The 22934-nt window shown below is 50.5% G+C and carries 23 protein-coding genes; 5 read left to right on the forward strand and 18 right to left on the reverse strand.

What is annotated here, in order from left to right; all coding sequences use genetic code 11:
• Positions 1-4: 4 nt before the first annotated feature.
• A complete protein-coding gene (pomA, locus tag TK45_RS08995; RefSeq protein WP_131258315.1) occupies positions 5-766 on the reverse strand; it encodes a flagellar motor protein PomA in 762 nt (253 codons plus the stop codon).
• Positions 767-979: 213 nt separating this feature from the next.
• Here pomA and xseB point away from each other — a divergent pair, with 213 nt between their 5' ends.
• The 3 genes from xseB to dxs are packed head-to-tail and all read left to right on the forward strand — an operon-like array spanning position 980 to position 3996.
• On the forward strand, positions 980-1228 hold the full coding sequence (xseB, locus tag TK45_RS09000) for an exodeoxyribonuclease VII small subunit (protein WP_131258316.1): 249 nt from the start codon (positions 980-982) through the stop codon (positions 1226-1228).
• 1 nt (position 1229) lies between these two features.
• Positions 1230-2117: a (2E,6E)-farnesyl diphosphate synthase gene (ispA, locus tag TK45_RS09005; RefSeq protein ID WP_217350822.1), complete on the forward strand. Its 888-nt coding sequence runs from the start codon at positions 1230-1232 to the stop codon at positions 2115-2117.
• A 16-nt stretch (positions 2118-2133) separates the two neighbouring features.
• Positions 2134-3996: a 1-deoxy-D-xylulose-5-phosphate synthase gene (gene dxs, locus TK45_RS09010; RefSeq protein WP_131258317.1), complete on the forward strand. Its 1863-nt coding sequence runs from the start codon at positions 2134-2136 to the stop codon at positions 3994-3996.
• Between the two features lie 40 nt (positions 3997-4036).
• On the opposite strand, the gene TK45_RS09015 is transcribed toward dxs, so the two are convergent.
• The 9 genes from TK45_RS09015 to TK45_RS09055 form a co-directional block, all read right to left on the reverse strand.
• Positions 4037-4522, reverse strand: a complete 486-nt coding sequence (locus tag TK45_RS09015) for a phosphatidylglycerophosphatase A (RefSeq protein ID WP_131258318.1) — start codon at positions 4520-4522, stop codon at positions 4037-4039.
• Complete coding sequence (gene thiL / locus TK45_RS09020; RefSeq protein WP_131258319.1) at positions 4519-5499, reverse strand: thiamine-phosphate kinase; 981 nt, start codon at positions 5497-5499, stop codon at positions 4519-4521. The genes TK45_RS09015 and thiL overlap by 4 nt, the downstream gene beginning before the upstream one ends.
• A 30-nt stretch (positions 5500-5529) precedes the next feature.
• Complete coding sequence (gene nusB / locus TK45_RS09025; protein WP_131258320.1) at positions 5530-5955, reverse strand: transcription antitermination factor NusB; 426 nt, start codon at positions 5953-5955, stop codon at positions 5530-5532.
• A 2-nt stretch (positions 5956-5957) separates the two neighbouring features.
• Positions 5958-6428 (reverse strand): 6,7-dimethyl-8-ribityllumazine synthase, encoded by a 471-nt coding sequence (ribE, locus tag TK45_RS09030; protein ID WP_131258321.1) that lies wholly within the window; start codon positions 6426-6428, stop codon positions 5958-5960.
• A 73-nt stretch (positions 6429-6501) separates the two neighbouring features.
• Positions 6502-7611, reverse strand: a complete 1110-nt coding sequence (ribBA, locus tag TK45_RS09035) for a bifunctional 3,4-dihydroxy-2-butanone-4-phosphate synthase/GTP cyclohydrolase II (RefSeq protein WP_131258322.1) — start codon at positions 7609-7611, stop codon at positions 6502-6504.
• 18 nt (positions 7612-7629) lie between these two features.
• Positions 7630-8289, reverse strand: a complete 660-nt coding sequence (locus TK45_RS09040; RefSeq protein ID WP_131258323.1) for a riboflavin synthase — start codon at positions 8287-8289, stop codon at positions 7630-7632.
• An 8-nt stretch (positions 8290-8297) separates the two neighbouring features.
• Complete coding sequence (ribD, locus tag TK45_RS09045; protein WP_131258324.1) at positions 8298-9404, reverse strand: bifunctional diaminohydroxyphosphoribosylaminopyrimidine deaminase/5-amino-6-(5-phosphoribosylamino)uracil reductase RibD; 1107 nt, start codon at positions 9402-9404, stop codon at positions 8298-8300.
• A 1-nt stretch (position 9405) separates the two neighbouring features.
• Entirely contained in the window at positions 9406-9855 is a 450-nt protein-coding gene (nrdR, locus tag TK45_RS09050) for a transcriptional regulator NrdR (RefSeq protein WP_131258325.1), read from the reverse strand.
• An 80-nt stretch (positions 9856-9935) separates the two neighbouring features.
• Positions 9936-11015: a hypothetical protein gene (locus tag TK45_RS09055; protein WP_131258326.1), complete on the reverse strand. Its 1080-nt coding sequence runs from the start codon at positions 11013-11015 to the stop codon at positions 9936-9938.
• Between the two features lie 182 nt (positions 11016-11197).
• Here TK45_RS09055 and TK45_RS09060 point away from each other — a divergent pair, with 182 nt between their 5' ends.
• On the forward strand, positions 11198-11989 hold the full coding sequence (locus tag TK45_RS09060) for an ABC transporter substrate-binding protein (protein WP_131258327.1): 792 nt from the start codon (positions 11198-11200) through the stop codon (positions 11987-11989).
• Positions 11990-12046: 57 nt separating this feature from the next.
• Here the strand turns inward: TK45_RS09060 and glyA are convergent, their stop codons facing one another.
• The 5 genes from glyA to TK45_RS09085 all read right to left on the reverse strand — a co-directional run bounded on the left by glyA (position 12047) and on the right by TK45_RS09085 (position 17431).
• Positions 12047-13303 carry a serine hydroxymethyltransferase gene (gene glyA, locus TK45_RS09065; RefSeq protein WP_131258328.1) on the reverse strand — a complete coding sequence of 419 codons (1257 nt, stop codon included), beginning with the start codon at positions 13301-13303 and terminating at the stop codon, positions 12047-12049.
• A gap of 107 nt (positions 13304-13410) precedes the next feature.
• A complete protein-coding gene (locus tag TK45_RS09070) occupies positions 13411-13755 on the reverse strand; it encodes a hypothetical protein (protein WP_131258329.1) in 345 nt (114 codons plus the stop codon).
• Positions 13756-14097: 342 nt separating this feature from the next.
• Entirely contained in the window at positions 14098-14934 is an 837-nt protein-coding gene (locus TK45_RS09075) for a flagellin (RefSeq protein WP_131258330.1), read from the reverse strand.
• A 483-nt stretch (positions 14935-15417) separates the two neighbouring features.
• Positions 15418-16242: a flagellin gene (locus TK45_RS09080; protein WP_131258331.1), complete on the reverse strand. Its 825-nt coding sequence runs from the start codon at positions 16240-16242 to the stop codon at positions 15418-15420.
• Positions 16243-16606: 364 nt separating this feature from the next.
• Complete coding sequence (locus TK45_RS09085; protein ID WP_131258332.1) at positions 16607-17431, reverse strand: flagellin; 825 nt, start codon at positions 17429-17431, stop codon at positions 16607-16609.
• A gap of 259 nt (positions 17432-17690) precedes the next feature.
• Between TK45_RS09085 and TK45_RS09090 the strand changes: the two genes are divergently transcribed.
• Positions 17691-18641: a hypothetical protein gene (locus tag TK45_RS09090; protein WP_131258333.1), complete on the forward strand. Its 951-nt coding sequence runs from the start codon at positions 17691-17693 to the stop codon at positions 18639-18641.
• On the opposite strand, the gene flgL is transcribed toward TK45_RS09090, so the two are convergent.
• The 3 genes from flgL to flgJ are packed head-to-tail and all read right to left on the reverse strand — an operon-like array spanning position 18624 to position 22932.
• A complete protein-coding gene (gene flgL, locus TK45_RS09095; RefSeq protein WP_131258334.1) occupies positions 18624-19844 on the reverse strand; it encodes a flagellar hook-associated protein FlgL in 1221 nt (406 codons plus the stop codon). The two genes, TK45_RS09090 and flgL, sit on opposite strands and share 18 nt — an antisense overlap.
• A gap of 7 nt (positions 19845-19851) precedes the next feature.
• Complete coding sequence (gene flgK / locus TK45_RS09100; protein ID WP_131258335.1) at positions 19852-21984, reverse strand: flagellar hook-associated protein FlgK; 2133 nt, start codon at positions 21982-21984, stop codon at positions 19852-19854.
• A 9-nt stretch (positions 21985-21993) separates the two neighbouring features.
• A complete protein-coding gene (gene flgJ, locus TK45_RS09105) occupies positions 21994-22932 on the reverse strand; it encodes a flagellar assembly peptidoglycan hydrolase FlgJ (protein WP_131258336.1) in 939 nt (312 codons plus the stop codon).
• Positions 22933-22934: the final 2 nt, after the last annotated feature.

Below are 22934 nucleotides of genomic sequence, written 5' to 3' on the forward strand. Positions count from 1 at the left end.
TTGATTACTCTGCCGCCGCGGCGTTACGTTTTTTCTCCGCCAGGTAGTTTTTTAAAATGCCTTCGATGACTCGTGGGTTCTGGCCGTCGGCAATACCGATAATACCATCAAGGATCAGTGACTGGTTGGTGGACTCTTCTCTGGTTCGCTTGAGCAATTTTTCCGCAAATGGGATACACACGACGTTTGCTAAAAACGCACCGTACAAAGTGGTTAACAAGGCTACCGCCATGGCAGGCCCGATAGCTTTCGGGTCATCCATGTTGGCCAGCATCGCCACCAGGCCGATCAGGGTCCCGATCATGCCCATGGCCGGGGCAATATCGCCGAGCGATTTAAAAAATGCCGCGCCGCTTTCGTGACGCTCGGCACTTAACGCAATGTCTTTGCTCAGGGTGCTTCGCACCACTTCCACATCGTGGCCATCGACCAGCATATCCACACCTTTTTGCATAAAGGGCGAACTGATCTCGGCTTCTTCTAGCGCGAGAAAACCGCCTTTACGCGCCGCGTCTGCCATTTCTACGATTTTGGCAATCAGCTCCTCTGGTACATCGGATTTAAACATAAACGCTTTACCGACCACTTTACCAATGCCAAGGAACTGCGGCAGTGTGTAGTGGGCCATGACCACAAACAGCGAACCACAAAATACAATCAATACCGACGGGATATCGATAAACATCGCAAGGCTGCCACTCATCAGCATCGCCATCACGATAAAACCAATTGAGCCTATCAATCCAATCAGAGTTGCTAAATCCACCTGTCTCTCTCCACCGGGGTAACACGTTGGTTATTATTATTACTGAGCTTAGCTAAAATCCTAAATTGATTTATGCAAAGCTACAATTGAAACTAAACAATTCAACATGTTATCGACATTTTCAGGCCTTTCTGAACCTCTTATTCACGGTAAAATACATTGACCCTGCACACCCCCTCAGGTATGGTTCGCGGGTTTAACGCGAGGCCTGTTATGAGTGAAAAAGTAGCATTGGAAAACCTGTCTTTTGAGCAAGCGCTGTTAGAGCTTGAGCAAATTGTCGGGCACATGGAACAAGGCGATATTCCGCTTGAACAAGCGTTGGCGAATTTCGAACGCGGCGTTTCGTTGGCGCGACACAGCCAACAGAAGCTCAGCCAGGCTGAGCAAAAAGTAAAGATTCTATTATCCCAGCAACAAGTCGCCCCGCTGTCTGATTTTACCCCTGATAGCGAGGACTAATATGTCTATCTCTGCGCTGATGTCTGCCAATCAGACTTTGATTGCAGCGGGCTTAGCTGATGCTATCGCCGTTCTTCCATCTCAGCCTGCACGCCTGCGCGATGCCATGCATTACAGTTTAACCCAGGGTGGCAAACGCATTCGCCCTCAATTGGTTTATCTGACGGGCAACATGCTGGGTGCTTGCCAGCAGGATCTGACGCCGTTGGCCGTGGCAGTAGAATGTATTCACGCCTATTCACTGGTGCATGATGATCTGCCGGCAATGGACGATGACGATTTGCGCCGTGGTAAACCGACCTGCCATATTGCATTTGACGAAGCCACCGCCATTTTGGCCGGTGACGCGCTGCAAACCCTGGCTTTCGATACCCTGCTCAACGCCACATTGAGTCCAGCCAGTGACCCGCAACGTATCGATGTAATCCGCCATTTAAGTGCGGCGGCAGGTTTTGCCGGCATGTGCGGCGGTCAGGCTATGGATCTGGATGCGACGGATAAACACATCAGTCTCGACGCGCTGGCCACCCTGCACCGCAAAAAAACCGGCGCATTAATCCGCGCAGCAGTACTGATGCCCGCAGTGTTAACCAAACAACCAGAACCTGTGTTGGACGCGTTGCATCAGTTTGCCGATTCACTGGGGCTGGCGTTTCAGGTGCAGGATGACATTCTGGATATCACCAGTGACACTGAGACCTTAGGCAAGCCGCAGGGCTCTGACCTGGAAAACCACAAAAGTACCTATCCGGCACTATTGGGTTTAGCGGGTGCCGAGGCTCATGCCCAACAGTTATTTGATCAGGCACTACACGCGTTGGACGCTTTACCCTACAATACCCAGCAATTAAAAGAATTTGCGGGACTTCTGATTAACCGCAATAACTAAATTACACAGCAGATTCATGAGCTTAGATTTACAACACTACCCTATCCTGGCCGGCGCTAATACACCGGACGAATTACGTAAGCTGCCACGGGAAAAATTACGTCAACTGGCCGATGAGTTGCGCCAGTATCTGCTGACCAGCGTAAGTATCAGTAGCGGCCATTTTGCCTCTGGCCTCGGTACAGTCGAACTGACTGTGGCCCTGCATTACGTGTATAACACGCCATTTGACCGCGTGATTTGGGACGTAGGCCACCAGGCTTATCCACATAAAATCATGACAGGTCGTCGCGAGCGCATGACCAGTATTCGCCAAAAAGGCGGTTTACATCCGTTTCCCTGGCCACCCGAGTCAGAATACGACACCTTTGCGGTAGGCCATTCATCTACTTCGATTAGTGCCGCATTGGGCATGGCGATTGCTGCCGAAAAAGAACAGCAGGGTCGCAAAGTGGTTGCTGTGATTGGTGACGGTGCGTTAACCGCCGGTATGGCCTTTGAGGCAATGAATCATGCCGGCGACATCAACAAAGATATGTTGGTGGTGTTAAACGACAATGAGATGTCTATTTCTGAAAACGTTGGCGCACTGAACAGCCATTTGGCGCGTTTATTAACCGGCAACGTGTTTAACTCGATTCGCGAAGGCGGTAAGAAGATCCTCAACACCGTGCCCCCGATCAAAGAATTTGCCAGCCGTGCCGAAGAGCACATCAAAGGCATGGTAGTACCGGGAACCATTTTCGAAGAGCTGGGCTTTAACTATATTGGCCCTATCGATGGGCACGATGTGCTGGGCGTAGTGGATACCCTGCGCAATATGCGCGGCATGAAAGGTCCGCAGATCCTGCACGTAGTGACTAAAAAAGGCAAAGGCTTCGAACTGGCCGAAAAAGACCCGATTAAATATCACGCCGTACCTAAATTCGACCCTACGCAGGATGGTTTACCCGTCAGCAAGGCCAGCAAGCCGTCATTCTCGAATATCTTCGGTGATTGGCTTTGCGACATGGCTGCGCAGGATCCGAAATTAATGGCTATTACGCCGGCGATGCGCGAAGGCTCCGGCATGGTGCGCTTCTCACGGGAATTCCCTAAACAGTATTTCGATGTGGCGATTGCCGAGCAGCATGCGGTCACCCTGGCAGCCGGCATGGCAATAGATGGGTTAAAACCGGTCGTCGCCATCTATTCCTCTTTCCTGCAACGCGCCTACGATCAGTTAATCCATGACGTAGCGCTGCAAAACTTGCCGGTGTTGTTCGCCATCGACCGCGCTGGCATTGTCGGTGCAGACGGCCCAACTCACCAGGGTGCGTTCGATATCAGCTTTATGCGCTGTATTCCGAACATGGTTATCATGACCCCGTCAGATGAAGATGAATGCCGTCAGATGCTGTACACAGGTCATCAATACCCTGGCCCTGCAGCCGTGCGCTATCCGCGCGGTAGCGGCACAGGTATTACCCCAAATGCGCAAATGACCGAACTGGAAATCGGTAAAGGTCGGGTGCTGCGTGAGGGCAAACGGGTCGCGATTCTCAATTTCGGTAACCTGGTGGGTGAAGCTCGGCAGGCGGCAGAGCAATTGGACGCTACCCTTGCCGATATGCGTTTCGTAAAACCGTTAGATACCGCCCTGATCGAGCAACTTGCCGCCAACCATGAGTTATTGGTGACAGTAGAAGATCATGCGATCGCCGGTGGCGCAGGCAGCGCAGTGGGTGAATACCTGCAGGACATGGGGCTGACTGTCAAACTGCTGAAAGTCGGCTTGCCAGATGCGTTTATTATGCAGGGCACTCAACAGGAAATGTATGCAGAGCACCAAATGGACGCCGCTGGTATTATCGCGCAGGTGAATAAAAGACTGAGCTAACGCCCCGTGGCGGTAACCATCAGGAATCAAAAAGGCCTGCTTACAGCAGGCCTTTTACGTAGATAAAATAAAGACTTATCGCCGCCAGCACGCCAGCCAGAATATCGTCCAGCATAATGCCCAATCCACCGTGCACATGCCTGTCCAGATAGCTGATGGGCCAGGGTTTGAGGATATCAAACAGACGAAACAGCACAAAACCGGCCAACAAGGTTTGCCAGCTAAGCGGCACCAACAGCATGGTCAGCATAAAACCCGCCACTTCATCCCATACAATAGCTGAATGATCATGCACGCCCATATCGCTAGCGGTTTGTCCGCAAATTTTGATCCCTATGACGCAGGCAACTGCGGTCAGCAACACGAATGCTGCATAGGGTAACAATCCACATAGAATCACCACTGGCACAGCGGCCAGCGTACCGAACGTGCCGGGCATAAATGGCGCAAGGCCTGAGCCGAATCCTAACGCCAGAAAATGCCAGGGATTTCGCATAGAAAGCTTTTGGCGTAACGCCGGGATCATTCGACGCTCTCTTCTAACGCAAAGTGCTGATAACCACGGCGCTGCAGTTGGTAGGCCTGTTTATTCCATTGCAACTGGATTTTGCCGGTCTGGCCAGTTAACTGGCCGATACAGGTCACGGGCACATTGCATTGCAGCATACTGCGCTCCAGATTAGTCACCTGCTCCTGCGGCACACTAAACAACAATTCGTAGTCATCGCCACTGGTCAGGGCCAAATCTATTGCTTGTTGCTGCCCGACTTCGGCAAGCAGTTCAGCGGATAGTGGCAAATGTTCAAGCTGTAACAGTGCCCCTACGCCTGAGCCTTGCAAAATATGTTGCAAGTCCACCAGCAAGCCATCGGAAATATCGATACAAGCCGATGCAATGCGGCGTAAATTATTGCCCGCCAGTACCCGTGGCGTAGGAAAATCCAAACGTTTGCGCAGATAGCTGGCATTGCCAGCTGCGGCCTGATGTTTGTCCAGCGCAATCGCAAGACCTAAGCCCGCATCGCCGACACAACCTGTCACGTAGAGCAAATCCCCAGGTTTACCGCCTTTACGGGTAATTGCCTGTTTCTCAGGTACAAAGCCATGAGCGGTGATAGTAATCACCAGTGGCCCCTGCACGGTATCGCCACCAATCAACTGCACCGAGTAGTACTCGCACTGGGCAAGCAGGGTTGCAGAGAATCGCGCTAACCAGTCAGGATCCCCCGTAGGCATACTGAGGGACAAATTAATCCATGCAGGCTCTGCGCCCATTGCCGCCAAGTCACTCAGGCTAACCGCCAGTGACTTATGTGCGATGGCTTCCGGACTGGAATCTTGTGGGAAATGAACACCGCTAACCAGGGTGTCGGTGGTGATGGCTAACTGCTGCCCGGCGGGGACCTGCGTGATGGCGCAATCGTCCCCGATAGGCAAGATAACATCCTTGCGCTGACAGTTTTGCTTGGTAAAAAAACTGTCAATAATCGTGAATTCTTTCACTTTATTAACCCTGATACGTTTGCCCTCAGATTACTGGGCTTTTTCGTACTTTCTCAGCGTCTTAACGGCTTTATCCAGTACACCGTTAATAAAGCGATGGCTTTCTTCTGCGCCAAAGGTTTTGGCCAGTTCAATCGCTTCATTGATAACGACTTTGAATGGGATTTCTACCCGATGCACTAACTCATAGGTAGCCAAACGCAGAATCGCCTTTTCAACCGGATCGATCTCTTCCGGCAAACGCCCCAAATACGGCTTAATGGTGTCATCCAGGCCAGAAGCTTGTTTGATCACTTCACGCAATAACTCCTGAAAGTAAGCCATATCGACTGCTTTCATATCGTTATTGGTGGCAAGATTCAGCTCGATTTGTCTGCTCGAGTTGCCAGACATTTGCCAGGAATAAATACCTTGTACGGCCAGCTCACGGGCCAAATGACGTGCAGATGGTTTCACAATCAGGCTCCAATCGCGTCCATTACGTTAACCATTTCCAATGCGCCCAGCGCGGCTTCAGATCCTTTATTGCCGGCTTTTGTGCCACTGCGTTCAATAGCTTGTTCGATACTGTCGGTGGTGATCACGCCAAATGATACCGGGATGGCGTATTCAAGTGATACCTGGGCCAGACCTTTGTTACATTCACCGGCAACAAAATCAAAATGTGGTGTACCACCACGGATAACGGCGCCCAGTGCAATTATGGCGTCAAATTGGCCGCTTTGTGCCAGTTTCTTGGCTGCCAGTGGCAACTCATAGGCACCCGGAACACGCACTACCGTAATATCCTGCTCATTCACTTCGCCGTGGCGCTCCAGGGTATCTAAGGCGCCATCGAGCAATGACTCAACGACAAAACTGTTAAACCGTGAAACCACCAGCGCAAATTTCTTACCTGTTGCGCGAATATTGCCTTCAATTACTTTCATTGTGATGTCCCATAAAAAAACGGCGCATAGTGTAGCACAGCGCTAAGGCTGAGCCGTACAACTTCTTGCTGAATCAGTCGCTGATATATTCAACCACTTCCAGTCCATACCCCGACAGGGCATGGTATTTTTTCGGTTTACTGAGCAAGCGCATTTTGCCAACACCCAGTGAGGCCAGAATCTGACACCCTACCCCAACGGTACGCGAACTGCCCTGCCAGGTTTTGCCGGTAGGTTGATCACCGCGATCTTCAGCTGCAAATTGGTAAATCCGATTGATGATATCGCGCTCTGATTCCTGTTTACCCAGAATTACCAATACGCCCCCTTCGGCAGCGATTTTTTCCATCGCCTCTGGCAACCCCATAGAGCGTTCGATTGAACGGGTCGAGCCGAGCACATCAGAAAAGGTATCCTGCAAGTGCACCCGCACGATAGTCGGCACATCCGCGCTGATTGGGCCCTTTTTCATGGCGTAATGCAGCTGATTGTCGATGACGTCTTTATAAGTGATTAACTGAAAATCACCGTAACGGGTTGGCAGGCGACATTCGGCGACTTTCTCTACCGTGGTTTCATTCAGGTTACGGTATTCAATCATATCGGCGATGGTGCCGATCTTGAGGTCATGCTTTTGTGCAAATGCTTCCAGCTGCGGGCGACGCGCCATGCTGCCGTCATCATTGAGGATCTCAACAATTACCGCCGCCGGTTCGCATCCGGCTAAACGCGCCAGATCAACACCGGCTTCGGTATGGCCAGCGCGGTTAAGTACGCCACCTTGCTTAGCAATTAACGGGAAAATATGCCCGGGTTGGACAATATCACTGGCTTTGGCGTCTTTGGCCACCGCGGTCAGGATTGTTTTGGCCCGATCCGCAGCGGAAATTCCTGTGGTGACACCTTCGGCCGCTTCAATCGACACCGTAAAGTTGGTGCTGAATTGCGCACCATTATTTTCCACCATTAACGGCAGGTTCAGACGACGACAACGCTCTTCGGTCATGGGCAAACACACCAGTCCACGAGCGTGGGTGACCATAAAGTTAATCGCTTCCGGCGTGACAAATTCCGCCGCCATCACCAGATCGCCTTCGTTTTCGCGATCTTCGTCATCCATCAGGATAACCATCTTGCCCTGTCGAATATCTTCAATCAGCTCGGCGGTTGTATTCAATGCCATAGTTTTTTACCTGTAGGGTTATTTGCGCAGAAAACCGTGCTCAGCCAAAAATGCCATATCCAGCTTGCTGGCAGGCTTTGCCGCTTGCTCGCCCAGCATCAGGCGTTCCAGATAGCGGGCGATGACGTCCACTTCCAGATTGACCCGGGTACCGGTTTTGTAGGTACCTATGATGGTTTCCTGCAACGTATGTGGCACCAGCGTCAAACGAAAGCTGGCACCGTCGACCTCATTAACTGTCAGACTCACGCCGTCGACCGTAATCGAGCCTTTTTCCGCGATATATTTTGCCAACTCAGTGGGGGCTTGTACCCATATTTCAATGGCTTTACCCCTTGGCGCGATAGATTTTATGCTGCCGACACCGTCCACATGCCCTGACACTATATGCCCACCGAAACGGGATGTGGCCTGCATGGCTTTTTCCAGATTAACCTGCTGGCCATTGGCATAATCGGCAAAGGCACTGCGGGCAATGGTTTCAGCTGATACATCTGCACAGTAATAATCCTTGCCAAACTCGACCACCGTCAGGCACACACCGTTGGTAGCAATACTGTCTCCCAGCGCCACATCGCCCATATTCAATTTGCCAGTCTGAACGGTTAGGCGTACATCCAGGCCTTTGTGGGTCAGGTTGGTGATGTGACCGACTGATTCAATAATTCCGGTAAACATAATGTTCTCTATGTAAGTCTCGCAATCAGGCGCAAATCCGCGCCAATCTGGCGAATATCTGTATATGTTAGGTGAATAATTTGATCCATCTGCTCGAAAGCCGGCAGGTTAAGTAAGCTGCGACTGCTGTTACCCATAATCACCGGAGCCTGATAGTGCACCAGCTCGTCAGCCAGGCCTTCCGCGATAAACTGACCTGCCAGTGTTGCCCCGGCTTCCACCCAAAGATTGTTAATTTGGCGACGTCCCAGCTCCAGCAGCACGTCGTTTACATCTACCTTGCCATGAGGTGTCAGGCGCGCAGCATAAAACTGCACCGCCTCGCTGAAACCTTCACGATGGCCGCTACCGTTGATGATCAAAATCTCGCCCGGCAAGTTAACGATCTGATGAGAAGGAGTCACCCGATGCTGCGTATCAATAATCACACGCAGCGGTTGGCGCACTGGTTCAGAGACGGGAGACGCATCATTAATCCGCACATTCATCGACGGATTATCTGCCAGCACCGTGTCGGAGCCGGTTAAAATTGCACAAGCAGCGGCGCGAAATTGCTGCACGTCCGCGCGCGCTGCAGCGCCGGTAATCCATTTACTCTGGCCATTGGCAAGCGCAGTTTTGCCATCGGCACTGCTGGCCAATTTCACCTGCACAAACGGCAACCCTTGCTCCATGCGTTTAAAAAAGCCTCGACTCAGTTCACGAGCCTGGGTAGCCAATAAACCGTGTTCGGTGGCAATGCCCCGTTGATTGAGCATGGCAAGGCCTTTGCCGCTCACTGCTGGGTTACTATCTAACATGGCACACACCACGCGCCCTACGCCGGCGTCAATCAACGCATTGGCACAGGGAGGCGTGCGGCCAAAATGGCTGCAAGGCTCCAGCGTCACATAGGCCGTGGCACCGCGCGCTTTCTCTCCTGCTGCTTGTAAGGCATGCACCTCGGCATGTGGCCCACCGGCTTTTTTATGCCAGCCCTCACCGAGGATCTCACCATCGCGGGACGTGATGACACAGCCCACCATGGGATTTGGCGACGTAGAAAATCTGCCCATGGCGGCGAGCTTAAGTGCACGGGCCATCATTTGTTGGTCGAAAATGGAAAATACCTGCATGTTAGTCGCCAAGTTTGGCTATTTCTTCACCAAATTCACGAATATCTTCGAACGAACGGTATACCGAGGCAAAGCGTACATACGCCACTTTATCGATCTCTTTGAGGTTATCCATAATCAGATTACCGACAAACTCGCTGCCAACTTCCCGCTCCCCGGTCGCACGCAAGGACGATTTGATGCGGTTGATACACTGTTCGACCCGCTCGGTATCCACCGGGCGTTTTTCCAGCGCACGCTGCAGACCCGCGCGCAATTTGTCCTCATTAAAAGGTTCGCGGGAGCCATCCCGTTTTACCACTCGCGGCATAACCAGTTCTGCCGCTTCGAATGTCGTAAAACGTTCATGACAGGCAATGCATTCACGACGACGACGCACCTGATGGCCATCGGCAACCAGACGCGAGTCGATAACTTTAGTTTCCTGCTCGTTACAGAAGGGACAAAACATAACAATCTCAAGGCGTTATTTGCGCGCTAAAGTAGCAAATATTCAGCACGAACAACAGGTTTGCGGCTAAATTAACTGTCTTAGCCGGCGCTTATCTGACGCGCCAAACACAGATTATCCAGTTCATTGCGGCTATTTCCAAATGACAACATTTTACGCAGCGCAGCCCAACTAAATACATCGCTTGTCTGCTCGTCTTTGATAAGCAACGAGCCCAGCGGTAAACGATTACGATCAATATTCCAACGTTGCAAACTTTGCTTATCAAAGGTGCAGGTGAAGAAGTCATGCTGCGGCCAATAGGTAGCGGGGGTAAATATGGTATCCACCATGCGCGCACCAATTTTCTCTGGCGAGACTAAATACCCTCCCACAATGCCCGTGCCCATCAATATTTCGGACCAGGAGAATACCGGTGCAGGCGAGCTTTCTGCGACCAATCGTGCCACTTCATAGGGGATCAGCAGCTGACCGTCGGCATTGGCGATACGCAGTGGATTGTAATAAACCACGTCGTTGACTGTCAGCGCCTGCAACGCCGAAACCAATTGCTCCACACTTTCAAACTGTTCCCAAAATTCCGCTTTCAGTCCCAGTTGCTCCTGCACATTATTGATGATGATATGGTTTAAGTCTCCGTCGTAATTGCCTACTACCACAAAGCGTTTTACACCCGGCACCAACTGCTTAATTAACTTTGCAGTCAGGTCGAAACGCAACCTGATCTGCACGTTATTGTCCCGTCCCACACCGAGCGTATTGAAATTAATCACCACCGGCCGGGAATCAAATGCCGTCCTCGGGTAAAAATCAGGATTATTCTGCAGCAAATGAGCAACGGTGATCCCTTCGGTAAGGATCATATCCATCGGCACGTCACGGTATTTAGTCATTATCGCGCCTAAACGCGGGTCATTGGCCTGAGGTGGATAATGATACAAATCGAGAAACTCGATATAGACGTTGGGAATACGCTGATCACCCGATTGACTCAGTTGCGCCAAACGCGATGAAATCCCCTTTTGAATGGACGTATACCAGGGCATCGACGGTTCACCGGTAATCAGGATCAGAACATTGTTTGCGGTTAACGTCTGCGAAAATGCTGAATGGCTCAGAAAAAATGTTAATACCACCAGCGAGACAAACTTACGCAGCATATTCCTCCTTATCGCATTATGGCGACATCCCTACTAAATCAGCGATGTCTGAGACTCCCTAACCCTAGCACATCGGCAGAAAAATCAGCTGAGCCTGCCATTTATATTCTGCTCGCCATACAGCCGATATATCAGTAAGGTATCTATTATCGGACACCTAAACCGAGCCGTCTGAGGTAAAAATGGCTATTGTTGGGCACAGCCTATTCAACATCACACGCATTGTCCTGTTGCTGACCCTATCGCTCCTGATGTCGGCCTCCGGAGGTGCCAGCGAGTCCCGCCGTTTATACTTTGATCTGGGGCTGGAGAGTGGTTGGATCCCATTTCATCGGGATTTTGACGGTCAATCCCCTGGCGTATTTCGTCTGGTGACTCGCGCCATTACACAGCAAACCGGGATTGAATTTATTCCGGTAAACCTACCTCCCAAGCGCGCGGAATTGGCGCTTCAGGCCGGTTTAGTGGATTTTGACTTTGTTTGTCTTCAGTGGTTTGCTGACGGCAATCCAGGCGAACAATTTGTCCTGTCAGAGCCGTTGTTTTCCATTCGGGAATACATCATCACCCTGAAAGAAAACGCCTACAAATTCGCTCAGCCAGAGAGCTATAAAGATAAGCCAATAGGCACCATTGCCGGTTACTTTTATCACAATGCCGAGGATTTTATTCGGGTCGACTTTTTGTCAGAAAGTTTATTGATGCAGGGTCTGCAAAAGCAGCGTTTTGAAGGCATTATTATGGAACAAGGTACAGCCACCCATTGGGCTCGCGTACACGATGTCGATATTGCCTTTGCAACTCTGCACTCCGATGGCTATCTGCGCATGCGACTGCACAACAAGTATCAGCCTTATTTGCCTGAGATAAATAGCGCTATAAAGAGCCTCCGGGAAAGCGGAGAAATGGCCAAAATTCTCAAACAATTTAGCCTCGAAGAGTTAGCTATCCCTACCCCTCTTAACGAAAATTGACAGTAATTGAATACAAAAAAAGCGGCCGATTGGCCGCTTTTTCACTTATCCGTTTACTCAGGCATACACAGGGAACGCGTTACATAAGGTAACCACTTCACCTTGTACACGTTTGATCACTGCTTCATCGCCCTTGGCATCTAATACATCTGCAATCCAGTTGGCTACTTGCTGTGCCTGAGCTTCGTTAAAGCCACGACGCGTAATTGCCGGTGAGCCAATGCGCAGACCAGAAGTTACGAACGGTGAGCGTGGATCGTTAGGTACAGAGTTTTTGTTCACTGTGATGTTAGCGTTGCCTAACCAGGCATCGGCATCTTTACCCGTGATATCTTTATCAATCAGATCCAGCAGGAACAAGTGGTTCTGAGTACCGTTGGAGACCACTTTGTAACCACGCGCCATCAAGGCCTCAGCCATAGCCTGGGCGTTTTTTACCACCTGCTGCTGGTAAGCTTTAAACTCAGGCTGCAATGCTTCTTTAAATGCAACAGCTTTGGCGGCAATTACATGGCACAAAGGACCACCCTGCCCACCCGGGAATACAGCACTGTTTAACTTTTTATAAATGTCTTCATCGCCACAGGCTGACACGATCAGACCACCGCGCGGACCGGCCAGGGTTTTATGGGTCGTTGTGGTGACTACATGAGCATGAGGCAATGGATTAGGATAGACACCTGCGGCAATCAGACCCGCCACGTGCGCCATATCGACCATCAGGTAAGCACCCACTTTGTCGGCAATTTCACGGAAACGTGCCCAATCCACAATGCCGGAATACGCCGAGAAACCGGCAATAATCATTTTAGGTTTATGTTCCAGCGCCAATTTCTCGACTTCGTCGTAGTGAATTTCGCCAGTCTCCGGGTGCAGTCCATATTGCACCGCATGGTAGGTTTTGCCTGAGAAGTTTACGTGAGAGCCGTGAGTCAGGTGACCACCGTGGGCCAGGCTCATGCCCAGAACCGTATCATTTGGCTGTAACAGTGCCATAAACACCGCATTATTCGCCTGAGAGCCAGAGTGTGGCTGAACGTTGGCATAATCAGCACCAAATAACTGCTTGGCACGCTCAATCGCCAGATCTTCCGCGACGTCAACATACTCACACCCACCATAGTAACGTTTATGTGGGTAACCTTCGGCGTACTTGTTGGTCAGTTGAGAGCCCTGCGCCTGCAATACCCGAGGGCTGGCGTAGTTTTCAGAGGCAATCAGTTCAATATGATGCTCCTGACGGGCAGTTTCCTGCTCAATGGCTTGCCACAATTCGGGATCAAAATCAGCGATATTCATATCACGGGTCAGCATGGATACTCCTGGAAGGTCAACTGTCTGTTTTTAAGGCGGCTATTCTAGCCATATCGTCAATAAAATAACATGGCAAATTTCGTCCATATGGTGCAGGTCAGCGCAGCTTAATTGTCGCAGTCCAATGCAATCATGGGTGACTTGCGACGCAAACGACGCATATAGGCATTGTCGGCTACCACTGCCAGTTTAAAAGACTCGACCTGATGATGGATGAGTAAATCCAGTATCGAAAACCAGCCAATATAAATACTGTGCTTGATAAGGCCGGCTGCATAACGGCGTTCCAGCTTTTCCAATGCATTCTTCGCAAGTAAGGGATCGGCAATCAGTTTTTCCACCGCGGCAACATGCAGGGCAAGAATTTGCCGATCACGAGGGCTATCGGTTCGTAGTCGGGTTCGCTGACGTCTGGAAATAGGCATAGTCACAGTCGGGTTCTGGTAATTCACTTAGCTTAACACCAGAAAAACGCGCCTTGAGGCACGTTTTTCACCAGTTTTTTTCTTCATTTTAAAATATGGCACGCTGTGTGCTTTTGGATCAGTCGAGGTCGTCACTGCGACAATATTTTGTCGACGACCCACAGACTTGGGTAAGGAAAAATGGCCGGGGCAGATACCCCGACCTAATTGCTCAAGTTAGGAGAACGAGCAAATTTGGTTTTAGTCCGACTGGCAGGTTTTGGGATTGCATACTGGCCTCTCAACCATTCCTACACTCTCAGTCCTGTTAGTCGGCGTTTTCTCAGGTTGGCCTCTCAGTTCCTACCCTCGAGTATTCCGCTATTAGTCTTAACCACCTAATAACTGCAATGCGGCTTGCGGTCGTTGATTCGCCTGGCTCAGCACAGTCACACTCGCCTGCTGAATAATCTGCCAGCGGGTCAATTCCGCCGTTTCGGCAGCAAAATCCGTATCACGAATTCGTGAACGTGCAGCCGAGGTATTTTCCGAAATATTGCTTAAATTCCGGATGGTCGACTGGAAGCGATTCTGAATCGCACCCAAATCAGCCCGGGTCGCGTTAATGGTTGAAATCGCACCACTAACGAGTGCCATCGCACGCGAAGCACTGTCTGTTGTCTCAACTGACAAAGTCGACCCCGCAAACAGTCCCGACGTGCCGTACCCGCCAACTCGGGATAAGCCCAGCGCAATCTTCTGTGAGTCTCCGGCATTGGCACCGACTAAGAACTCAGTACCATAGGTACCATCCAGAATATTTACGCCCCCAAACTGAGTAGTACCTGCAATCCGGCTAATCTCAATTTTCAACGCAGACACTTCTTTTTGCAGTGCCAGGCGGTCCGCCGAGGAGTTAATCCCATTTTGCGCCTGAATCGCTAATACCCGGATTCGTTGCAATGCGGTGGTAATTTCCTGTAACGCACCTTCTGCAGTCTGTGCCAGTGAAATTCCGTCATTGGCGTTTCTTACCGCCATATCCAGGCCCATAATCTGGCTGCTTAAACGCTCCGAAATCTGCAGACCGGCCGCGTCATCTTTGGCGCCGTTAATCCGGAAACCCGATGACAAACGTTCAAACGCGGTGCTTAAATTGTTGTTCGACGTAAACAGTTGACGCTTTGCGTTTAACGACGAGACGTTAGTACTTACATATAAACTCATGACTCTCTCCTATCTTCAGCTTCCTGCCCTTATTGCTTTTATTGTCTTGGGCAACTCACTGATAGTTAACAAAAACTAAAACTTGGCACGTTGTGTGCTTTGGTTTACTCGCCTGTCAGGTTACTGACGGGTGTTTTTGCCGGATGTCGAGCCTGCAAAAAGTTATGCTTAAAAAAATTGAGCCCTGCTCAAGTCGACCAGCGGGTTTGATGGCTAGATACCTCAAACCTCTCACTACCTCCTGGCGTTAAGCCCGCCTGGTCGGCGCTTTTAAGCAAAAAAGGCCCTGTTTTCGTTGTATGTAGAAGGCGCCCATTTGCTAAAAAGCTGGCTGTCTTTTTGTTTCTTGTTATTCGGTAAAGTCTCTATCTTCAGGTCGGTTGCAGCTTGCCCCCACAATTTGTATACCGACCTTTTTCTAATTCTATCTTCAACTCAGTTGCCAGTGCTTGCCCCCGCATTACCCGGCAAAAGAGGGATCATTTAGCCTCCCAATAACTGTAAGGCTGCCTGCGGCCGTTGATTGGCCTGGCCCAGCACCGTGATGCTGGCTTGCTGGATGATCTGCCAGCGAGTTAATTCTGCTGTTTCCTGCGCAAAGTCTGTATCGCGGATCCGTGATCTTGCTGCGGATACGTTCTCTGAAATATTGCTCAGGTTACGAATGGTTGACTGAAAACGGTTTTGAATCGCACCCAATTCCGCCCGGGTGGCATTCACTGCCGAGATAGCGGCAACCACTTGCCCCAATGCACGAGATGCATTGGCGATATTGCTGATATCTACATTAACGCCCAGCCCAGAGGTGGTGTAACCGTTGGGGCGAGAGATATTAATGCTGATGGTTTGACCCGCATTGGCACCGACCAGGAAGCGAGAGGAAAAATCGCCAGTCAAAATATACTGACTTCCAAACGTGGTGGTTTGTGCAATTCGGGTGATCTCGGTTTTCAGCGCTGACACTTCTTTTTGCAGAGCCAGACGGTCCGCCGAGGCGTTGATACCGTTTTGTGCCTGAATAGCCAGTACACGAATCCGCTGCAATGCATTGGTAATTTCCTGCATCGCACCTTCTGCGGTCTGCGCCAGCGAAATACCGTCATTGGCATTACGCACCGCCATGTCCAGGCCCAGAATCTGGCTGGTCATGCGCTCGGAAATTTGTAATCCGGCGGCATCATCTTTGGCACTGTTGATTCGATAGCCTGACGACAGACGCTCGAATGCAACACTCAAATTATTATTGGACGTGAACAGCTGCCGACGCGCATTCAGCGACGACACGTTCGTGCTAACGAACAGGCTCATTTTTTCTCTCCTAACTTGAATTTTGTTGCCGCCAGACTGTTGTTTTTATTAGCTGTCTTTAGCGGTTGCCGGCCCTGTTATTTTTATTGGTAGCTCGGCGGGCGTGCTTATTATTTTTTTTATTGCACTGCCTTTGCGATATGTATCGTGTGAGGAGGAAATTTACTTGAGATAATTTTTTGACAAATCAATTAAGTGATTGTTTTTTAAGGAATTAAAAACACGAAAAAAGCCGGGGGACAAGCCCCGGCTAATCGCTCTTCGTTAGGAGAGAGTGAGCGAAACTCTCTACCGTTTGGTCAGATTCCCCTCACTACCTCTGGCGTCAAATGCTCAAACGGAAGGATGAAGAGAAAGTGTCTTATTAACCCAGCAGTGACAACGCCGCTTGTGGACGCTGGTTCGCCTGGCTCAGTACAGTGATACTGGCCTGTTGAATAATCTGGTTACGGGTCAATTCCGCGGTTTCAGTTGCGAAGTCAGTGTCACGAATACGTGAACGGGCTGCTGCAACGTTCTCTGAGATATTGCTCAGGTTACGGATAGTAGATTGGAAACGGTTCTGCAGCGCACCGAGGTCAGCACGTGCCGCACCAATGGTAGACAGAGCTTTGTCTACTGATGCCAGCGCACCAGAGGCGTCAGAGAAAGTTGAAACTTTCATATCAGCCAGGTTCAGACCAGATGTACCGTAGCCGCCTGTGTTTTTCAGGGCGACGTCGATAGTTTGACCACCGTTTGCACCGACCAGGAAGGTAGCTGACAGATCGCCTTTCAGCAGATCCAGGCCTCCGAACTGGGTGGTTTGGCCGATACGGCTAATCTCTGTTTTCAGTGCAGACACTTCTTTTTGCAGTGCCAGACGGTCAGCAGATGAGTTGATACCGTTTTGTGATTGTACCGCCAACTGACGAATACGTTGCAGTGAAGACGAAATCTCGCCCATTGCACCTTCAGCGGTTTGCACCAGTGAAATCGCATCGTTAGCGTTACGTACCGCTTGATCCAGGCCTTGGACCTGAGAAGTCAAACGATCAGAAATTTGCAGACCTGCCGCATCGTCAGCCGCGCGGTTAATACGGAAACCGGACGACAAACGCTCGAACGAGGTATTCAAAGATTGTGATGAATTGAACAGTTGACGTTGTGCGTTTAACGCAGAAACGTTGGTGTTGACAAACATGCCCATGGGACTCTCTCCTACACTCTTCAGTCCAGCATTAGCTGGCAATCAGCCTTACGACTGACGGTTTAAACACTACAAAGTGACAACCATTTGCACTGGCAAACAGATTGTTACTGGCTCTCTCGGTTACAGTTATCGACCCTGCCTGAGATCCCTTTAGAAAAAATTTTGTATAAAATCGCCAAAAAGCCGGTGAAGCCTTCCACACACATCGCTAAGCTATTGAACAAACATGCAAAAATATCGGTGATAAAAAGCGCAAATGAGTACAAAAAAGCAACTCTGGCGTCTGACTCAGGACAACAAGCACAACGCCTTTGGCGACTTAGTGGTATTTGCTGACCAACTCATTTGTTGCTTTCGGCGTGCGTCGGCGCATGTCAGTCCGGATGGCGTGGTCAGGTTGTTAACGATTAACCCGCAGGGAGCGATTTTACGGGTGGCAACAATTTGCCGGCCAAATATCGATTTGCGTGATCCCAAGCTGAGTGTGATGCCTGATGGACGATTAATGTTGTTAGTTTACGGTCGTCATTTTGATGCAAACCAAAAACATCTGTATTCACAAAGTTATGTGGCATTTAGCCACGATGGCATCAGCTTTTCCGCGCTTCGGCCGCTGGCCAAACGTAACTGGTGGTTGTGGCGTTTGCGTTGGGACAAGCAGCAAGCCGGCGGATTTGCTTATAACCGTCGCGCCGAGCAAGTGGATTTTTATCTGGGTAACCCACTAGGTACGTTCGAATGTGTTGCCCCCGGCGCGCTGTCAAAAAGCCGCCATCAACGTGGCTACCCGAATGAGTCAGATCTGTGTTTTGACGGTAAAGGTAATGCTGTTGCCATCGTGCGACGCGACGCGGATAGCGGACGCGCACAACTGGGGCATGCGCGATTCCCTTACACAAACTGGCATTGGCAGGATTTGCCGTTTTATATTGGTAGCCCGGTGTTATGCGCCGATGGAGAGCAATTTTTGGTGGCCGGGCGTATTTTCCGCAACTTCAAACCCTATCAGGGTATTTTCCGGCTGGATATGAATTCAGGTAAACCCCGCGACGCGCAGCTATTGCCAAGTGGCGGAGACTGCGGTTACCCGGGACTGGTTAAATGGCAGGGCTCTTTGTGGCTAAGTTATTACAGCTCTCACGAGTCGGCAGCAAGTGATATCTACTTGTGCCGCCTGAACCCGGATAGCTTACAGATAATCGAATAAACTGAGGTTGGTCACCCGGCCGAATGTTTGCTGGGCAGCCTGCAGTGCGGTTTCCTGCTTGGATAATTCGGAAATGGCCTCAGCGTAATCCACATCCTCAATTTTACCCCGTGCAGTTTTAAGGGTAATTTCCTGATCCAGATTAGTCTCATACACTGACTCGGCAACATTCAAGCGCCCACCCACGGCAGAAATGGTGTTACCGATTTGTTTCTGACCATTATCAATACCGGTCATTACATCGCGGATGGCGTCATCCAGCGCCTGCCCCACCAAATCCGGATCCTGCAATTTCAGGAAAAAGTCATTCAGGGTCTCTGCCACATTTTTCTTTTGTGGGGTATCGAGCTGGAAGTCTACCGTGTCACCCGGACCGCCATTGAAATTAAATTGCAGGCCCTGATAGTTAAACGGCACGGTGGGATCATAATCCAGCGTATCCAGTGTCGCCCCCGTGCCCACATTGGTCACGGTAACCTGATTGCCAGCACCATTAACGGTAAAACGCAGGTTATTGTTGGCGGCCGTCACCGCATCATAATTATCGCTGAAGAAACGATCGAACTTGGCCTGCTGATCGACAAACACCTTTGCAGATACAGAACCACCGCTAACCGTCGCAGTATGACGCGCCAGCACATTTTCAAAAACCAGTTTACCCGAGTCACCGGCCTGAATCGCCACATTGGCTGATATTTGCACCCGGTTAAAGCCTTCATCGCCTTCAAACTGATATTTATTGCCGGTGGCGGCCGGATTGTAACTAAACGCCGGTGAATGGCTCTGATGCCCGGCAAAAATATAGTCACCATCGGCATTACGGCTATTCATTAAATCAAACACCTGATCGCGAATTTGCTTAATCTCGAGGCTGATGGCCTCGCGATCATCGGCATTCATAATGCCGTTACCGGATTGAATCGCCAGTTGACGGGCACGGTTCAACGCATCTGAGATGCTGCTTAATGCGGTTTCCTGCTGCTCCAGTGAACTGGTCACCAGATTATTGTTTTTTTGGTACTGGGCCATTTGATCCAGCGTTTCAGTTAGCCGAATCACCTGCGCCACACCGACCGGATCGTCCGATGGGGTAATAATGCGCTTACCCGAGGAGAGTTGTTGCTGAATTTTCGACAAATCGCCCTGATTATCCAGAATGCCCTGAATACTGCGGTCATATAACTGATTAGTGGAAATTCGCATAATTCACTTACCTGGCTGCACTTAAAATCGTATCAAATAGGGTTTGCGCGGTGCTAAGCAAACGCGCCGACGCCGCATAAGCCTGCTGGAACCGCACCAGATTAGCCGCTTCCTCGTCCAGACTGACACCAGACACCGACTCGTGCCAGTTTTTCGAATGGGTCAGCATAGCATCGGCCGCCTGATAGGCTATATCGGCAGACGAGACTTTTTCGCCAATCACCCCCACAGTCGTAGAAAACGCGGCATGAAAGGTGTACTGGTTGGTGCCACCGACCGCCACCGAGGCATTGCGACGCAAAGTATCTACGTTCTCCAAATTGGCTAACGCAAGACCATTGCGGTTATCGTCGGTGCCGTCGGTGTTAAAACTCAGGGTAAAGCTATCGCCCGCCTTTGGGATCCCCTGCAAGCTGAAATCATAGCCCGGATAGTCATTCAATGCGGTCCATGCTGCCGGCCAGCCCGCCTGTGCAGCGCCCTGGCCAAGCAGATTCTCCAGGGTGTTTGTGCCGGCAACCGTAACGATTACAGTCCCGGCACTATCGCGAATTTCATAGGTATCGGCAGCGGTAAAGTAAATTTCCGCCGGTGCACCAACGCCGCCACCCGGCGCGGCCCCTGGCCCTTGTAAACTTCCTGCCGCGGTAAATGCAGACGTATCAGGATCGGTATTGGTCGCATCGACTGTGGTATTGGTCACGCTGGTGCCAATTATGATGGTATCGCCGAGATTATTGATATCCGAGGACACTCTGATTGGCGAGGCCAGCGCCAGATCCTCGCCACGCACAGTATTCATATCCAGATACTGGGCAGCATATTTAGTTGGTTGAATTAAAAATGCATCACCGTCGGCATAACTGGCCGCATCGGGTAGCTCTACCTGTAAGCCATCGGCAATACTGACCCATTCACCCGGGCCGGCGTTTACACCGTTATAGGTAAACACCAAGGGGCTACCGTTAATATCGGTGACCGCAGTCCCATCAGGATTCAGTACTTCGACGGTTAAGTCAGCAGTGGCAGGCGCGCCCGCAGTGGCATTATTGATAGTGATTTTATAATCCGCAGTCGTCAGTTCGTTCGCTCTGCCCGCTTCTACCCGGCTGTTTAAACGCAATGCCAGATTGCTATTATCTTTGTATTCCATCCCAGCCACAGTGGGCAGGGTGAAAATATCACCGCCTAGCTGACCATCCAGATCCATACCCAAATGGTTTTGTTGGTTAACTGCATCCGCCAGCGCCAATGAGATCTGCCCCAAAGAACGTTGCGCATCATTGAGTAGTTCATCACGGTAGGTATATAAGCCACCAATACGGCCACCGACTTCGGTATCCGGCAGGTTAATCGTGACGCCGCGCGTTCCGTTATACAGGCGTAATTCTTTATTATTCGGATCCGGATCGCCACTGATTGAAAACACATTAAAGGTGCCATCTTCCATCACCAATGCCTGACCAGTATCCAAATACACCAGGGTTGAGCCATCGTCGCGATTTTGAGTTTGCAGGCCGACCAGTTCGGATAATTCCAAAATCGCCTGGTCACGCTGATCCATCAACACCCCTGGAGTATCTTTAACGTTCGCGCTCTGGGTAATTTTTATCTGTTGATTGATGTCGGCAATCTTCTCAATAAGCGAGTTGGCTCTGTCCGTTAAGGATTCAAATTCAATATTGAGGTCGGATTCCAAATCCTGCGTATAGCCTGACAAATAGGCAAAATGGCCCAGCAATGATTCGCCCTCGCCCAACACCAGCGAACGGGCAGCCATATTATTCGGCTCATCCGCAGCGGTTTGCAGCGATGCAAAAAACTTACTGATACTGGTGCTTAAACTGGCATCACTATTGGCAAACGCCTCATCCAGTAACTGCGCTTTGTCATAATAAGCTTCCAGTTCACTAAAATGGCTGGTGTCACGGCGCATTTGATTCAGAGCAAACTGATCCAGCACCCGGGAGGTGTAGCTTTGTCCCACACCGCCATTTTTTTCCGCTTCCAATGACGTACGCTGGCGTACATAACCTTCGGTGTTAACATTTGAAATATTGTTACCCGTGGTTTGCAGCAAGGTTTGCTGGGCACGTAATCCCGACGTCGCAATATTAAGCAGATCTGTTGTTATGGCCATTTATCCTGCCTACCTCGAACTGGCCGCATTAGCGGCAACTGAACGAACAAAGTCCAGTACTGACATTATTTTATTGGCGTATTGCGGGTCGGTGGCATAGCCAGCCTGTTGCAATTCGCTGAAAAAGGTTTGTGGGTTATCTGCGACTTTTAAGGCCTCGCTATAGCGCGGACTATTTTCCAGGGTGCGCACGTAATCCTGCATCGCGTCAGAAAAGCCAGGATAGGCTTTAAACGCTGAGCGCACTTTACTGGCACTGCCATCTTTGTATTCCACAGAATCGATAAGGGTGCGGTCACCCTGCCAGTTCTTGCTGGCTTTGATGCCGAACAGATTGTGACTGTTTTGTCCACCCAGCGAGTGGATCATCTGTTGACCCCATCCGGTTTCTACCGCGGCCTGGGCAATCATCGACAGACCGTCGACCGGTGAATTTTGCGTGGCTTGTTCAGCCAATGGCAGCAGTGCTTCAACAAATTGCTGTTTATCTGCAAATGCGGCCTGACGGGTACCCATATCAACCCGCGCAGGCTTATCAGTGGATTGATTTTCATTGCTGGTTGCCGCCGGCACAGCATATACCCGATCCGGACTAACCAGGCTTGCCGGGGTGTAATTAGGATCACCGCCGAGCTGACGCACAATCAGATCCGCTAATCCCAGGCCACCGGTATTGGATAATTCCGTCGCCAGTTGCTGATCGTGCATATCGCGGTAAAACTTTACCTGCTGCGAATTAAACGGACTGTCTTCGTCGGCCAGTACATCCGCCGAGTCGCGCATGCTTTTAAGCATCATACGCACAAAAATCGCTTCAAAATGCTTGGCGACTTCCTTCAGTGCGCCCTTCTCATCCTGACGTGCAGCGGTGCGCAACTTATCCAGACCAGAAAAGTCATTGGCATTGCGCGCGACATCCATTTGCATATCAAGATTGTCAGGTAACATGC

Origin of the sequence: Bowmanella sp. JS7-9, from assembly GCF_004329715.1 — a bacterium.
Taxonomy (GTDB): domain Bacteria; phylum Pseudomonadota; class Gammaproteobacteria; order Enterobacterales; family Alteromonadaceae; genus Pseudobowmanella; species Pseudobowmanella zhangzhouensis.

Excerpts from the sequence above, each read along its gene's own strand:
- xseB (WP_131258316.1), top strand. The coding sequence starts at position 980 with ATGAGTGAAAAAGTAGCATTGGAAAACCTGTCTTTTGAGCAAGCGCTG.
- ispA (WP_217350822.1), top strand. The coding sequence starts at position 1,230 with ATGTCTATCTCTGCGCTGATGTCTGCCAATCAGACTTTGATTGCAGCG.
- dxs (WP_131258317.1), top strand. The coding sequence starts at position 2,134 with ATGAGCTTAGATTTACAACACTACCCTATCCTGGCCGGCGCTAATACA.
- TK45_RS09015 (WP_131258318.1), bottom strand. The coding sequence starts at position 4,522 with ATGATCCCGGCGTTACGCCAAAAGCTTTCTATGCGAAATCCCTGGCAT.
- ribE (WP_131258321.1), bottom strand. The coding sequence starts at position 6,428 with ATGAAAGTAATTGAAGGCAATATTCGCGCAACAGGTAAGAAATTTGCG.
- ribBA (WP_131258322.1), bottom strand. The coding sequence starts at position 7,611 with ATGGCATTGAATACAACCGCCGAGCTGATTGAAGATATTCGACAGGGC.
- TK45_RS09040 (WP_131258323.1), bottom strand. The coding sequence starts at position 8,289 with ATGTTTACCGGAATTATTGAATCAGTCGGTCACATCACCAACCTGACC.
- ribD (WP_131258324.1), bottom strand. The coding sequence starts at position 9,404 with ATGCAGGTATTTTCCATTTTCGACCAACAAATGATGGCCCGTGCACTT.
- nrdR (WP_131258325.1), bottom strand. The coding sequence starts at position 9,855 with ATGTTTTGTCCCTTCTGTAACGAGCAGGAAACTAAAGTTATCGACTCG.
- TK45_RS09055 (WP_131258326.1), bottom strand. The coding sequence starts at position 11,015 with ATGCTGCGTAAGTTTGTCTCGCTGGTGGTATTAACATTTTTTCTGAGC.
- TK45_RS09060 (WP_131258327.1), top strand. The coding sequence starts at position 11,198 with ATGGCTATTGTTGGGCACAGCCTATTCAACATCACACGCATTGTCCTG.
- glyA (WP_131258328.1), bottom strand. The coding sequence starts at position 13,303 with ATGCTGACCCGTGATATGAATATCGCTGATTTTGATCCCGAATTGTGG.
- TK45_RS09075 (WP_131258330.1), bottom strand. The coding sequence starts at position 14,934 with ATGAGTTTATATGTAAGTACTAACGTCTCGTCGTTAAACGCAAAGCGT.
- TK45_RS09080 (WP_131258331.1), bottom strand. The coding sequence starts at position 16,242 with ATGAGCCTGTTCGTTAGCACGAACGTGTCGTCGCTGAATGCGCGTCGG.
- TK45_RS09085 (WP_131258332.1), bottom strand. The coding sequence starts at position 17,431 with ATGGGCATGTTTGTCAACACCAACGTTTCTGCGTTAAACGCACAACGT.
- TK45_RS09090 (WP_131258333.1), top strand. The coding sequence starts at position 17,691 with ATGAGTACAAAAAAGCAACTCTGGCGTCTGACTCAGGACAACAAGCAC.
- flgL (WP_131258334.1), bottom strand. The coding sequence starts at position 19,844 with ATGCGAATTTCCACTAATCAGTTATATGACCGCAGTATTCAGGGCATT.
- flgK (WP_131258335.1), bottom strand. The coding sequence starts at position 21,984 with ATGGCCATAACAACAGATCTGCTTAATATTGCGACGTCGGGATTACGT.
- flgJ (WP_131258336.1), bottom strand. The coding sequence starts at position 22,932 with ATGTTACCTGACAATCTTGATATGCAAATGGATGTCGCGCGCAATGCC.